14 protein-coding genes are annotated in these 13,912 nt (G+C 39.6%); 7 read left to right on the top strand and 7 right to left on the bottom strand.

Annotated features, from left to right (window positions below; all coding sequences use genetic code 11):
* Positions 1 to 20: 20 nt before the first annotated feature.
* Genes P3J6_RS10060 through P3J6_RS10070 form a run of 3 tightly spaced genes read left to right on the top strand, consistent with a single transcriptional unit; the run spans position 21 to position 5,581 of the window.
* Positions 21 to 1,268, top strand: coding sequence for an exonuclease SbcCD subunit D C-terminal domain-containing protein (locus P3J6_RS10060; RefSeq protein ID WP_198522921.1), 1,248 nt, complete (start codon positions 21 to 23; stop codon positions 1,266 to 1,268).
* Entirely contained in the window at positions 1,265 to 4,915 is a 3,651-nt protein-coding gene (locus tag P3J6_RS10065) for an SbcC/MukB-like Walker B domain-containing protein (RefSeq protein ID WP_198522922.1), read from the top strand. The genes P3J6_RS10060 and P3J6_RS10065 overlap by 4 nt, the downstream gene beginning before the upstream one ends.
* Before the next feature lie 9 nt (positions 4,916 to 4,924).
* Complete coding sequence (locus P3J6_RS10070) at positions 4,925 to 5,581, top strand: class I SAM-dependent methyltransferase (protein WP_198522923.1); 657 nt, start codon at positions 4,925 to 4,927, stop codon at positions 5,579 to 5,581.
* A gap of 100 nt (positions 5,582 to 5,681) precedes the next feature.
* Here the strand turns inward: P3J6_RS10070 and P3J6_RS10075 are convergent, their stop codons facing one another.
* Together P3J6_RS10075 and P3J6_RS10080 are read right to left on the bottom strand one after the other, a co-directional pair.
* On the bottom strand, positions 5,682 to 5,891 hold the full coding sequence (locus P3J6_RS10075) for a cold-shock protein (protein WP_008110773.1): 210 nt from the start codon (positions 5,889 to 5,891) through the stop codon (positions 5,682 to 5,684).
* A 290-nt stretch (positions 5,892 to 6,181) separates the two neighbouring features.
* The gene (locus tag P3J6_RS10080; RefSeq protein WP_226916194.1) at positions 6,182 to 6,625 is read right to left on the bottom strand and encodes an Lrp/AsnC family transcriptional regulator; all 444 of its coding nucleotides are present in this window, start codon (positions 6,623 to 6,625) and stop codon (positions 6,182 to 6,184) included.
* Positions 6,626 to 6,739: 114 nt separating this feature from the next.
* On the opposite strand from P3J6_RS10080, the gene P3J6_RS10085 reads away from it, so the two are divergent.
* Positions 6,740 to 7,381, top strand: a complete 642-nt coding sequence (locus P3J6_RS10085; RefSeq protein WP_198522924.1) for a LysE family translocator — start codon at positions 6,740 to 6,742, stop codon at positions 7,379 to 7,381.
* A gap of 22 nt (positions 7,382 to 7,403) precedes the next feature.
* On the opposite strand, the gene P3J6_RS10090 is transcribed toward P3J6_RS10085, so the two are convergent.
* Together P3J6_RS10090 and P3J6_RS10095 are read right to left on the bottom strand one after the other, a co-directional pair.
* Positions 7,404 to 7,934 carry a DUF6942 family protein gene (locus P3J6_RS10090; protein WP_198522925.1) on the bottom strand — a complete coding sequence of 177 codons (531 nt, stop codon included), beginning with the start codon at positions 7,932 to 7,934 and terminating at the stop codon, positions 7,404 to 7,406.
* A 1-nt stretch (position 7,935) separates the two neighbouring features.
* Positions 7,936 to 8,391, bottom strand: coding sequence for a YaiI/YqxD family protein (locus P3J6_RS10095; RefSeq protein ID WP_138606442.1), 456 nt, complete (start codon positions 8,389 to 8,391; stop codon positions 7,936 to 7,938).
* Between the two features lie 68 nt (positions 8,392 to 8,459).
* Between P3J6_RS10095 and P3J6_RS10100 the strand changes: the two genes are divergently transcribed.
* On the top strand, positions 8,460 to 8,993 hold the full coding sequence (locus tag P3J6_RS10100) for a lipocalin family protein (RefSeq protein WP_138606440.1): 534 nt from the start codon (positions 8,460 to 8,462) through the stop codon (positions 8,991 to 8,993).
* A 220-nt stretch (positions 8,994 to 9,213) separates the two neighbouring features.
* On the opposite strand, the gene P3J6_RS10105 is transcribed toward P3J6_RS10100, so the two are convergent.
* Genes P3J6_RS10105 through P3J6_RS10115 form a run of 3 tightly spaced genes read right to left on the bottom strand, consistent with a single transcriptional unit; the run spans position 9,214 to position 11,482 of the window.
* Entirely contained in the window at positions 9,214 to 9,555 is a 342-nt protein-coding gene (locus P3J6_RS10105) for a DUF3325 domain-containing protein (protein WP_198522926.1), read from the bottom strand.
* Positions 9,552 to 11,141: a PepSY-associated TM helix domain-containing protein gene (locus tag P3J6_RS10110; protein ID WP_198522927.1), complete on the bottom strand. Its 1,590-nt coding sequence runs from the start codon at positions 11,139 to 11,141 to the stop codon at positions 9,552 to 9,554. The genes P3J6_RS10105 and P3J6_RS10110 overlap by 4 nt, the downstream gene beginning before the upstream one ends.
* Positions 11,138 to 11,482: a hypothetical protein gene (locus P3J6_RS10115; protein ID WP_198522928.1), complete on the bottom strand. Its 345-nt coding sequence runs from the start codon at positions 11,480 to 11,482 to the stop codon at positions 11,138 to 11,140. The genes P3J6_RS10110 and P3J6_RS10115 overlap by 4 nt, the downstream gene beginning before the upstream one ends.
* Before the next feature lie 1,019 nt (positions 11,483 to 12,501).
* On the opposite strand from P3J6_RS10115, the gene P3J6_RS10120 reads away from it, so the two are divergent.
* Both P3J6_RS10120 and P3J6_RS10125 read left to right on the top strand, forming a co-directional pair.
* Positions 12,502 to 13,011: a hypothetical protein gene (locus tag P3J6_RS10120; protein WP_138606437.1), complete on the top strand. Its 510-nt coding sequence runs from the start codon at positions 12,502 to 12,504 to the stop codon at positions 13,009 to 13,011.
* 131 nt (positions 13,012 to 13,142) lie between these two features.
* Complete coding sequence (locus P3J6_RS10125; protein ID WP_232735486.1) at positions 13,143 to 13,910, top strand: hypothetical protein; 768 nt, start codon at positions 13,143 to 13,145, stop codon at positions 13,908 to 13,910.
* The last annotated feature ends 2 nt before the right edge of the window (positions 13,911 to 13,912 follow it).

A 13,912-nucleotide genomic window follows, 5' to 3' on the forward strand; every position in this document is an offset into this window, starting at 1 on the left:
TGGTTTTTTAAGAGCGCAAAATGAAAGTTCTTCACACTTCAGACTGGCACTTAGGTCAGCAATTTTATGAACATGATCGCCGTCATGAACATCATGCTTTTTTCTCTTGGTTATTAACCACTCTCGTTAGCCAACAAATCGATTTATTGCTTGTTGCGGGCGATATTTATCATACTGCCACCCCCAGTGCTAGCGCCGAAAACCAACTCTATCAATTTATAAAAAATGCCAAAGTACAGTGTCCGCAATTACACGTGGTTATAATTGCTGGCAATCATGACTCTGCTAATCGTATTTTGGCTGCTCAGCCCTTATTAGCCCAGTTTGATACCCATGTTGTAGGCCGGTTTGATCCCGCCAATCCAAATGACGTGGTAATAACAATTAATAATAACGACAAACACGCTGTAGTAATCGCTATGCCGTTTTTACGAACCAGCGATATAAGTACGCTTAGCCAGAGCGAGAATGGCCCTAGTTACGTACAAGGCGTTGCTAAAGCTTACCAACTGGCACTTGAACATGCATTAACGCTTACCAATGAAAGTACACCTTTAATTGTTATGGGTCACTTGCATGCCAAAGGTGGAAATATTTCTGGTGACTCTGAGCGTAACTTAGTTATTGGCGGTGAAGAAGCCATTTCAGCGTCAGTATTTGGTAAGCATGCCAATTACGTAGCGCTAGGGCATTTACACAAAGCGCAGTTAGTGGCTAAAAATGAGCACATTCGCTACAGCGGTACACCTATTCCAATGTCGTTTTCAGAAAGGAAATATACCCATCAAGTCAACGTGGTTGAGTTTAACGTACAAAAAGACCAACCGCTAAGCACTACTGTAAACCCCCTTTACATTCCTCGACTCGCGGAAGTTATTGTTCTACCAGAAGGAGAGTGCGTCCCTTTAGCTCAGCTGTGTGAGCAAATAAAAGCGCTCGATACACAACAATATGAAATAGCCCCGTACTTACGAGTAAAGCTAAAATCCAGTGATATTGACACCACTTTTCGTGAGCAAATTGAGCAAGCACTAAAGGGCAAACAAGTTAACTTTTGCGGTATAGAACGGGTACGCGATCAGCAAGTGAGTAATTCTTCAGAAACGGTATTTGAGGATTTAAGCTTTGTGGAAATGCTCAACCCAATTAATTTGCTCGAACAGGCCTTTAATAACGACAAAGATATGGCCGGAGAAACCGTACCCAGTGAATTAAAAGCACTATTAACCAACGTTATTGATGAACTTGAACAGGAGCAGCTACTATGAAAATAACCGCCGTACGTATTCATAACTTAGCCTCCATTGCTGATGCCGAAATCGACTTTTTAGCTTCACCACTCAAAGACGCAGGTTTATTTGCTATTACAGGTGACACTGGCGCAGGTAAAAGCACCGTACTTGATGCCATTTGTTTAGCACTTTATACGAAAACTGCTCGTTTGAAAGGCGATAAAGGCAACCTAATTGATTTTAATGGCGACAACATAAAGCTTAACGATGCCCGTAATTTATTGCGCCGTGGGAAATGGGAAGGCTATGCTGAAGTGGACTTTAGCGGCCAAGATCAGCAACTTTATAGAGCACGCTACAGTATTCAACGCACGCATAGAAAAGTAACCGGCAAACTAAAAGTGGCAGAGCATACTTTGCATAGCTTACCGGATGAAAGCTTAATTGCCGACAAAAGTACCACCATAAAAGCCATTGAAAATAAAATAGGCCTCACTTTTGAGCAGTTCTCCCGTGCAGTGTTACTAGCACAGCATGAGTTTGCCGCCTTTTTAAAAGCCACCGGCGATGAGCGCGCGCAACTTTTAGAGTGCCTTACCGGCACCGATAAATTTAGTCGAATTGGCCAACGTATATTTGAGCGTAATAAAGCAGTTAAAGATAAATTTGAATTACTAACAGCCAGCTTAGCCAGTTATGCGTTATTGTCTGATGAAGAGCTAAGTGAGAAGAAGCACACTCTTGATGAACTTAAAAAACAAACTGAACACATAAAAACAACGTTGGCCAGCACAGAGCACGGTGTTAATTGGTATAAACAAGCACACAGTTTAGAGCAAGCATTAATAGCGGCTCAACAAAACGAGCAACAAGCAAGTGATGCACTAAATGCGGTTAAAGCACAAACTGAGCAAGCAAAACAAGCACAAAGTGCGCTTGAAATTAAAGATAATCGCCAACGCTTTAAAAGCTTAACGGTGCAAAACAGCCAGTTAAATTCACAAATAAAGGAATTAAACGCGCTGGATCATGCCGCGCTTATTAATGAACAAGCAAGTAAGGTTAAAAAACAACAAAGCGACTTAGCAACAGCAAAACAACAACAACAAACAGCTGAACCAGTCATAACAAAAGCACGTGAGCTCGACAGTCAATTAGCTATTTTTACGCAAAGTATAACAAGCCTGACACAACAAAGAGCCAAAGAGCAGCAACAATTAAACGAGTTACAACAGCAGCTACAACAAAATAAACTCAGCGTAGAACAGGCAACAACACAAAGTGCTCAGCATCAGCAATGGTTACAGGAAAACAATCAACTAAAGCCATTGGCCACTGATTGGAACTATTTTAATCACAGCTTTAAGCAGTTTTTTAATACTACAACGCAATTAAAAACACTCGAGCAACAAAAGCAAGCAACTACTTTGCAGCTAAGCACACTCGCTACCAAGCTTAATGAGCAAAATAAACAGCTTGAACATGCAGAGCAAGTGCTAAGCACTGAAAAACAAAACCTAAATAAACTCACCCAGCAGCAAGAGCAATTTAATATTGAGCAGTGCGATAATCAGCTTAAAAGCATTGATTATTTAAAAGAGCAGCGAGCGCGTTATAAGCAATTTAATCAAGAGCTAAAGCACACTGCACAGCAACAAAGCGATGTGGCAGAAAAGCTAGCTCAGAGTGAGCAAACTAATACCACATTGCTTGCGCAATTAAGCAGTAAAGAGCAAGCACTTAAACACGCCGAGCAATCGCTTAATCAAGCACGGCTGCGCGCGAGTGAACATGTTGAACACTTACGCGCACAACTACTGCCTAATGAGGCATGTGCGGTTTGTGGAGCCACTGAGCATCCGTTTGCAAACAATCAAAGCCAACCTTTTAATAACTTAATAACCGACTTTGAAAATACCTACACTGGCGCTAAACAGCAGCACTTAGATGCACAAACTCAGCTACATCAACATCAAACACAGCATGCGGTTTTAGTCGCAGAGCATAAGCAGCAGAGCCAAGCGATTGCTGATGCCCAAGCCAAAATGTTAGACATTAAAAATACCATGCAGGCGGCTAAAACAGATCTTAATGACTTGAGCGTTGAGCAACTTGATGACACCCATAAACAATTAAACGGGCAAAAAGCGCAATACTTTGCAGCACAAAAACAAAAAGATCAGTTGCAAGAAACGGTTAACCAACTGCAAAACACGGTTAAAAAAGAACAGACTGCTCAGCAACAATTAAATACCCAGCATGTTGAACTGAACAATCAGCTCACCATGCTTAATAATAAGCACCAAGAATTGCTCAGCCAACGCGAAGCACTTGTAAGTGAGCTGAATTCTCATTTTGAAAACAGTCAATTTTGGCAAGCATTGCAAACCGGCGCGTTAACGCTAAGCGAGCTAGGTGAGCAAGTAGAGCAGTATCAACATCAGCAACTACAACTGGAGCAAACTCAAAAGCAATTAGACAGCGCCAATTTACAGCTGCAGCAGCTAACCCCGCTTATGACCAAAGCTGAGCAGCAAATTAGCACGCTCAACGACGATTTAACTAAAGCACAGCAACAGCACAACAATACTCAGCAACAGCGCTTAGCGTTATTCGATAACCAAACGATTAGCGCTGATGACTACCAGGCTCAGCTGAATAGGCAAGTAGAGCAGTGTCAGAGTGAATTAAATCAGAGTCAACAGGCACACGATAGCGCCGTAAAACAGCGCGATGAGCACGCTATTACGCTTAAAAACCTTGAGCAGCGCTTCGCCGATAACAGCCAAGAGCTAACCACACTTGAAACACGCTATAGTGCTTGGTTTGAAGAATTTAGCGCGCTTTATGCTGATATTAGCCATCAGCAAATCGAGGTGCTACTGGCTATAAGTAATTACGATATTAAAGAGCAGCTAAAGCATAGCGAGCAGTTATCTCAAGCATTAGTTGATGCTCGTGCCGCGCTAAAACAACAGCAAAATGCCAATGAGCAGCATCAGCAAAATAATAAGCCAGCACACAGCGAAGCACAGTTAATTGATCAACAAACTCAATTAACTGTGCAGCAAACACAATTACACAATAACTTACTTACGATTAATACTGCCATCGAGCAGCACAACCAAAATGCAAAAGCTCTTGAGGGCAAGCAGGCTGAGCTAAGCAAACTTAAACAACAAGTAGAACAATGGCATTTACTTAATAAAGTGCTCGGTGATGCAACCGGCAAAACAATGCGTAATTTAGCGCAAACACAAACACTAAAAATATTGCTACATTATGCTAATAGCCATTTAAAAACGCTGAATAAGCGTTACGAACTCACAGCAATAGCTGATTCACTTGATATAGCGATTATTGACCGCGATATGGCCGATGAACAACGTTCTGTAAACACACTCTCTGGGGGAGAATCGTTTTTAGTATCGTTGGCACTTGCATTAGGGCTGGCCTCTTTATCTTCAAACAAAGTGCAAATTAACTCGTTATTTGTTGACGAAGGCTTTGGTACACTAGATAGTGAAACACTTAGTATTGCAATGGACGCGCTAGATTCACTGCAAGCGCAAGGTAGAAAGGTCGGTGTGATTTCACATGTAAGTGAAATGAGCGAACGCGTTGCAACGCAAATTCATGTCGCTAAAAAACCGGGTGGATACTCCACCATAAACGTAATTTAAGGAAATAGTATGCCCACTTTTACAGGCGAAGAAGCACAAGAGTATGATAACCGTATTACCCGTTTAGTCCCAGGTTACGAGCTATTACATCAACTAACCAACGCACAGCTAAGCGCTACGTTAACTGATAACGCCCATATTTTAGTGGTAGGCGCAGGCACAGGTAAAGAAATCGCAGCGCTGGCGAATATTAATTCTACATGGCAGTTTACCGCTCAAGATACCTCGGCCGACATGTTAGCCATTGCTAAGCAACGCTTTATAGAGCAAGGTATTGACGCACGTATCAGCATTGAGTGCCAACCAGTAGATAAATTAAAAGTTAAAGCCGACGCGGTATTATGTTTATTGGTGATGCATTTTGTTGAAGATAACGGCGATAAGAAGCAGTTATTAAAGGGGATTAAAAATAATCTTAAAAAATCTGCACCAGTATTTATTGCTGATTTAATGCGCCCAGAAACCCCGTTTGAACGAGAGGCACAACTTAATACATGCAAAGAGCTTGGCCTTAGTGAAGCAGGAAAAACGCAAATGGCACATAACTTAGAGCGTGAGTTTTACCCGCTTGATCGGATGCGTTTTAGTGAGTTACTTAATGAATGTGGCTTTGGCATTCCAAAACTGTACTTTAAAGCACTTGGTTTTAGTGGGTACGTGGTATAAATTTTTTGCAAAAAAAAAGCTAATATCGTATTGATATTAGCTTTATCGCTTAACGTTAGTTTAGCGTGGTGAGTGCGCTATAAAGCCCACTCCCTTTAAATTAGATGCAAACGATGTTTTCAGCTTGCGGGCCTTTTTGACCTTGAGTTACGCTAAACTGTACTTTTTGGCCTTCAGCTAAAGTTTTGAAACCGTCGCCTGAAATTGCACTGAAATGTGCGAAAACGTCTGGGCCAGACTCTTGCTCAATAAAACCAAAACCTTTAGCTTCGTTGAAAAATTTTACAGTACCAGTAGTTGTATTAGACATAATAATATCCTAAAAAAATAAATAAAAAATTGCCTTAAAATAGGCGTTTAACAGGAAGAAAACAAACATTTAACTTGAGGATATCGCGAAGGATTATTACTAATAACAACGTGGTACTTACAAATAAATTGGGCTTTCTATCAACCCGATGGCAAGCAGAATAACAGCAATACAGTTTATAACAAGCTTTATTTATACTTTATTTTTATATACAACGGTAAAGCCTCTCATAATAGGCTTTACAGCGTCCTCGGCTTAACTTTTTAAACTTCGTGTTAAAACGTAACCTGTTAAAAGTGCAAATTACGCGCTCTTACAATATCTTTCATTACAATGGTTGAGGTTAAACGTTGTACACCTGGTAGGGCTGATAGCTTGTCATCGTAGAGTTGTTGGAACGCGGCTAAATCTTTAGTAACGACATGTAACAGGTAATCAGGTGTACCGAATAGCCGCTGAGCATTGGTGATCTGAGGAATAGCATCCACTGCTTGCTCTAATTTGCTTAACGACACTTTATCGCCCTCTTTAATAGTAATAAATACTAACGCAGAAAAGTTTAAACCCACTTTCTCAGGTGATATTTCGGTACGGTAACCCACAATTGCTTTGCTTTTCTCAAGCTCTTTAACACGGCGGTGACAGGGCGATACGCTTAGCCCAACACGATCAGCCAATTCAGAGAGGGTAAGTCTGCCATCAACTTGTAATTCGGCAAGAATTTTCCTATCCATGGTATCCATAGTTGATTATTTCCTAAAATGAACGCTTATATTAGTAAAATACAGTAACTTTTACTCATCAGAAAGAAATAAAATAGCTACTCACTTATTTTAGGTTATAGCGCTATGGATATTAATATTATTTTTTCTTTTTGGCTGGTATCAATTTTGTTTGTTCTCACCCCTGGTGCAGATTGGGCTTATACAATTAGTGCAGGAATAGCAGGCGATAAAATTGTTCCTGCGGTAGCGGGGTTAATACTTGGGCATTTAATGGCCAGTTTAATAGTGGTGGTAGGGTTAGGTGCGCTATTAGCATCGCATGCTATTTTTATAAAGCTGTTAACCTTGTTCGGCGCTTTATACATAATTTGGGTTGCCGTATCACTATACCGATTTCCTCCTATGCCTGCTGCCTATAACGATGGCCAACAACACACCTCAGACACGCCTCTAAAGTGGATGAGAAAGGGTTTTATTATTAGTGGTTTAAACCCTAAAGTAATGCTGTTATTTTTAGCCTTGTTACCACAGTTTGTGTTGCCAACTTTATCGTTTTCTATCACTGAACAATTGCTGGTACTGAGTGTAATTCATTTAGTAGGCTGTGCGTTGGTGTATTGGTTAATAGGGATAAGTGCCAGAAAAATCCTTAGTAACAATCCCGCATTGTCGCTTAAGTTTGGCCGTGCATCGGCATGTGTACTGTTTATTTTGGGCTCACTAATGCTAGTTGATAGCGCACAAAAACTAACTCACGTCGTGTAACAGTAGCAAAAAAGAAAGTGGCTTATCTTAGCTGAGCCACTAATTCACTCAAACGGGCAATTTTAATATTACTCAGCTGCCTATAATCAAAATAGGGGCACACAATAATATTCTGGCTTTTATCTATAGCGAACTCATTATCAAGCCAATCAAGTTGGGCGTTTAATTTTCCTTGTTGTATCAAGTTTTTAGCGTGAGTTCTGCCCGCAATAACGTGCAACTGGTTTTTATGCTCAGTGAGCACAGGCGCACTAAAGAGTAATGCAGTCCCGCTATGCTGTTGTAACAACAGCTCATCTCGATATGCTTGCCAGCTTACTGCTTGTTTAGCAAATGAGTAATACTCGCTTGGCAGCGCAAATAACACTTTGGCGTATACATTAAATACTTTTCGCCAGCCATTACCACAGTGCTGATTTATGCTATTTATTTGCCCACTAACCACAGGCTCTAACTGCTCTAGTGTTTCAAAGTAGGGCATAGGGGGCGCTTTTGCGACATACACAGCAACTCTAAATGAATTATCACCTAACCCTATTAACTGGCTGATCACCTTAACTACTCTTATTTTGCGCTAAAATACGGTCAAGATTATTAGCAAAGTTTTGTCTGTCACTTTGGCTTAACGGAGGCGGCCCGCCACTCATTTCTACGCCGCTTGAGCGCATAGTATCCATAAAGTCGCGTACATTTAGTAAGGAGCGAATGTTTTCAGTGGTGTAAAGCTCACCGCGCGGATTAAGCGCTTGGCCGCCGTTATCAATCACTTCGCTAGCTAGCGGAATATCTCCAGTGATCACTAAATCACCCTTTTCAACTCGTTTAACTATTTCATCATCAGCCACATCAAAGCCTGATGACACTTGCAGTCGGCTAATAAATTTTGATGGTGGAATGCGCATGGCATGATTTGCAACCAGTATTGTTTCTGTATGCGTACGCTCTGCAGCTCTAAATAAAATTTCTTTTATTACCACCGGACAAGCGTCAGCATCAACCCAAATTTTCATGCTAAGTTCTTTAAATTGCTTTAGTATTAGAGCGATCCTATAGCAATTTCTAAAGAAAAGGAAACAACATGAAACTCGCTTTTAAAACCGCATTATTTATTACTGCTATGTTTTTACTCAGTGCCTGTACCAGCGCACCTGAAGGAATAACCCCTGTTAAAAACTTTGATTTAGAAAAGTACCAAGGCAAGTGGTATGAGATAGCACGATTAGACCACTCTTTTGAACAAGGGATGGAACAAGTAACAGCCACCTACTCAATTAACGATGATGGAACGGTAAAGGTATTAAACAAAGGATTTATTAGCAAAGATCAGCAGTGGGACGAAGCCGAAGGCTTAGCTAAATTTGTAGAAAACACCGATACAGGGCATTTTAAAGTGTCATTTTTTGGGCCGTTTTATGGTGCCTATATTATTTTTGAGCTCGACCAACCTGATTATCAATATGCCTTTATTACCAGTTATAGCAAAGATTACTTATGGTTTTTATCACGCACACCAACAGTAAGCAAAGAGCTTAAGCAGCACTTTTTAAGCCAAGTAAAGGCGCTTGGGTTTGCAACTGACGAAATTATTTGGGTAAATCAAAAACCGCTGTAAAGGGGGTTTACATGAGAGTATGATAAATAACCTTAGCTGTAATAAAACGATCACCTTACTGTAAGGTAAGTTAAATAAAGCAAGGCTATATTAGCCGCATCTGCAAAGAGACAGGCAGGTGAAGACATAATGACAATCCCCCTTTTTTAATTGGCAAGCCTGATGGCTTGCCATTTTTTTCCGCAATTTAGCCTATTTTTTGGGATCAGGTTTTTACTAACTAAAGCCCATTTAAACCAAAAAATAACGTACTCATGGCCAATATTACTAATATGAGTAAGTTAAAAAGTTTAGTTAACCTCACCAAAAAGCTATAAAAAATCATTACAATTAAAGCACTTAACGTCATATAGCCACAAAATTGCAAACCACCATAACCTTGTAATTCGTTAACACATAACAGCAAACTTAGTAAAATACTGATCCAAGCAACACTCAATAAAACCAAACGCTGCTGTTGAGTAGGGCGCTTATTAAAAACATCCTTAAAATGATTAAACTTAGCCAGCGCAAAGCAGTTAAAAGCCAGCAAACATAAACTAAAAGGAAGCAAGGCAATCATACTTTTTGCTCCTGAGTATTTATTGGAGTTGGTTTTTTAGCTTGCAGAGCAGTACGTAATTTTTCGGTTTGTAACAAAAACAGCAAACCAAACGCTAGAAAAAGACTGTCAAACATAAATAATACCCACTGTTCGTTACGCAAATAACTGATTATATTACCTTCAGTGGTGAGCGCATTAACCACTGGCACACTAAAGCAAGCAATGCTGTTTATGGCAGCCATCACACACCACTGCAACTTGTCACGCTTTACAAAGGAAATGATGAACACACATAGCCAAGTTAAAAAGAAAGCGAGTATTTCTTTATCCGCGCGCTCAGCAACCTGTTTGCCAAGTAAACGATTAGCCAAAAAGAAAGCCGATGTAGCCAAGGGTAGTCCCATCAATGTTCCTAGATTTAACCCTTCAACGAGCTTTAGCCCCCAAGATGGTTGAGTATTTTTTTTCATTCTTTCGCGTAAGCGCTTAGCCCACATTATGCAGCCTGTCGCTATCATTATGCAGCCGGCAATGCCGCCTAAGAAATATAAAACACGTAATAATGGTTCTGCTAAACGCCCAGTATGCATTGAGTTTAATGATTCATATAGCGCCTTACTGCCAGTGAGTTCATCATCAGTTTGAGCAACAAGCTCACCACTCGCTCCGCTAAAAATTAAACGGGGTGATTGATCCCTTAATGTTTTTCCAGGGCTCACCAAAACCATAATAGTTGCAGCGGCTTTATTCGGCTTATTAATAATTACCCGAGTTATATCAGCCTCTGGCCACTTGGTATAAACCTGATCTAAAACAGTATTTATAGGCACTAAAGGTGCAGTACCCTGCAATGATTCTGTTACAGGACTACTTGGCGAAACATCATTGAAAAAACCACGTATTCCATTTTCATAAACGGTTTGCGCGGGGTAGGGAAATATCATGAATATCAGAGTAATAATGCCGGTATAGGTAATCATTAAATGAAACGGTAAGGCAAATACAGAACTTAAATTATGTACATCTAACCAGCTACGACTGCCTTTATTAGCTCTAAAAACAAACATATCTTTAAAAATTCGTTTATGAATTACTATCCCTGATATCAATGCAATAAGCATAAACAAGCTTGCAAAACAGACAATCCAACGCGCTGTTTTTACATCAATATAATGTAAATCAAAATGCAGGCGATAAAAGAAATTTCCACCTCGGGTATCTACAAAGGGTGCTAGAGGCTGCATGGTATTTGGATCTATACGGGTGTTTTCAAAAGACGCTCTGCGCTGCCCTGGCTCTTTTGGCTTAGCATAACCATACGTTAAATAGGGTACACGCTCTTCTGGGAGTGTTATTCGCCAGTTAGGCGCATTAGGTGCTTGCGAATTTAAATACTCAACGCCGCTTATTATTTGTTGCTTTTGCGCGCCAATACGGTCTGTCTGCTGCTCAATATTATGAATACTTGGCTGATTCCATAAACTAACTTCATCTCTAAAAAAGCTGATAGTGCCTGCAAAAAATATTACATACAGTAACCAACACACGAGTAAACCTACCCATGTATGTAACCAGGTCATTGAGCGAAAAAAACTCCCTTTCATAACCATCCCTTCATTAACGACAACAGCAAAAATTGCGCTGCAACACTTAGTAAAATACTGATCCAAACTGTTTTTAACGACTGAAGATAAAAACTATAAATAAACACCAGTGCATAAATTAAAATACTCGCAGACACACTTAAAAGAACCGCGTCAACTTTAGAGACCGGCACCACAACACTTAACAGCGACACACTGACGGCAGTAAAAAAATACCCGCCCACAATGGCGATAAAAAAACGCGATAAAACCGCTAATTCATAGTTAAAGCGCTGCATAAATTGCCATAACATAGAAAAAGCGGGTTTGGGAAAGTCTAAAAGACGGTTAGAGGCCTGCATATACTGCAAATTCCTTTTAAACATAGCTAAAAAAGATGGCGATATTATAACGCCAACAAACACAAAAGATAGTAATTCTTATTTGTATTTGAATGCAGTGATAAGCATTAAATTGAGTTAGTTAAATACTGATCTACATTAAGATTAACAACCAGTAATAAAACAACACGTATAAGGAAAGGCCTTCCTAGATGTGTTGTTGTTACCGACGAAATATATATAGGCGCAGTAAACATCCGTCAGTATATGAAATTAAAATTTAGCTAAAAGCACTTTTTTTAATGAGTTTTTACACAGCCCAAACAGAAGTTTTGATACAAGCAGTTAATAATTAAAGACCTTTTAAACATTAAGTATCCTTCAGATAATCTAGGATCAGTATTTTACTAACAAGGTATAAAATATCGCCTATATAAACCGATTTTTTACTAACTGATTAACTGAGAGAGCTAAAAATGAAGCAAAACGCTGAAAAAACGTGCGTAAAAAATTAAGTTTTATACTTTTAAAGCGGTAAGTTAGTAAAAATCTGATCTTAAATATATGAGTTTAAATTGTAATGACTTTAATCATGCATACGACGATGAAATACAATGAGTAATTTATGCTCAATTAATGAGCATTTCACATACTTCTTGCAGCAGATTTTTTACCGTTTAAGCATAGAGCTTAAGGCAAAAAGCGTTAGTACTGCCTTACATAATAGTTCTAGGAAAATAAATAATGATTGATAAACATCATTATAGGCTCAGCATCAGTTGAACCACTCTGGCCAAACCTAAAACTAAGTCCCACAAGCGTTAAAATAAAATTAGTATCTGTGTTATTTTTCTCGTTGCATTTTCCTGATTAAAATTAATGATTTTGTATCATAAACACCCTAAAAACAGCAACAGCGTTAACAAAAAATTCCTTTTTGATAACAACTGTGTTTAAATCCGAAACAATGGATTGGGGTTCTCCTCTAAACTAACTTGCATGGAAGTAAAAAAATAATAATTTTTAAAAATGGAAAAACTATGAATAAAAAAATCTTTGCAGCTTCCGCTTTACTAGCAATCTCATCAACTTCTTTACTTGCATCTAACCAAACATTTCAAGCAAGTGTAAATGGTTGGACTGAGCCTACTTTTGCAGAGGATAGCGCACTTCACTTTGGTAAAATTCGTTTATCTACAAGCTCAACCTGTACGATGGATAATGCAGGCGTTGTATCGGGTGACTGTGATGCGTCAGATGCAAACATTCAATTAGGTGGAATTACTGTATCTGGTTTAGCGCCAAATTCAGCAATGAATATTACTGTATCTGGAAGCACAGGCACTAACTTAACTTTTGCTCCAGTAACAACGGCTACAGATGGCACAACCAGTGTAACAACTGCTGACAATGTTGCGTCTGCTTTCACTACTGATGCAAGTGCAACAGATATTACTGTTAGTGTATATGGTGATATGACGGTTGATTCTACACTGACAGCGGGCGCTGCTTACACTGTAGATTATACTGTAGATGTGTCTTTCCAATAAGACTATGAAAGCTGAGGCTAACTTACTAAGTTAGCCTCAGTTTATTTTTTTTTTGCGTAATTGCGCATTAAAAATAAAAATGTGTGGAGCATCGCGCTCCACTTTTTATTATCATGTTGTTGAGTTGTCCCATGATTCTTAAACTTTTTTGTTGGGCTACCCTTTGCCTAACTCTTTTACTACCTGAAATTTGTAATGCCAACCTTGCGTTGTCTGAATACCGTTTATACTTTGATGGGCGTACTAAAAATAATTCACTACTTATCCGCAATACCTCTAATAAAAATCTCGATTTTAAACTTGTTGTTACCCATAAAGATATGACCGAAGAAGGAGCGCTTATAGATGTTACTCCACAACAAGTTGAAGGGCGCTCTGCCAAAAACATGCTACGGTTTTCACCACGTCGCGGCACTATTGCACCCAAAGGGATGCAAGCTATCAGAATGACCGTTCGCAAAAAAGCCGAGCTTGCTGTTGGCGAATACAGAGCGGTGCTTAAAATCATAGCCTCTGAATCACAAAACCCTGACGCTGATGGAATAAGCATTAGGCCTAAGGTTGCTTACAGCGTGCCTGTTATCGTTCGTCATGGCCAATTAGAGGCTGACTCAGAATTAATAAACCCGCAATTAATTACTCAAAATGGGCGCCCGACTCTAACATTTTGGCAAACACTCACAGGGAATCGCTCTGTGTATGGAAACTTTGAATTAATTGATGAGAATAATGTAATGGTTGGTGAAATAGCCAATGTGGCCGTTTATACCCCTCTATCTCGTCGCAAGGTATACATCACTTTACAAGCTCCTGTGACAGGACCTTTGACACTCAATTACAAAGAAAACGAGCTTTACGGCGGTAAAATCGAGTTAGCGATCCCTATTAATATCAAATAGAA

It is taken from the genome of Pseudoalteromonas sp. 3J6, from assembly GCF_903995135.1.
In the GTDB taxonomy this organism is placed as follows: domain Bacteria; phylum Pseudomonadota; class Gammaproteobacteria; order Enterobacterales; family Alteromonadaceae; genus Pseudoalteromonas.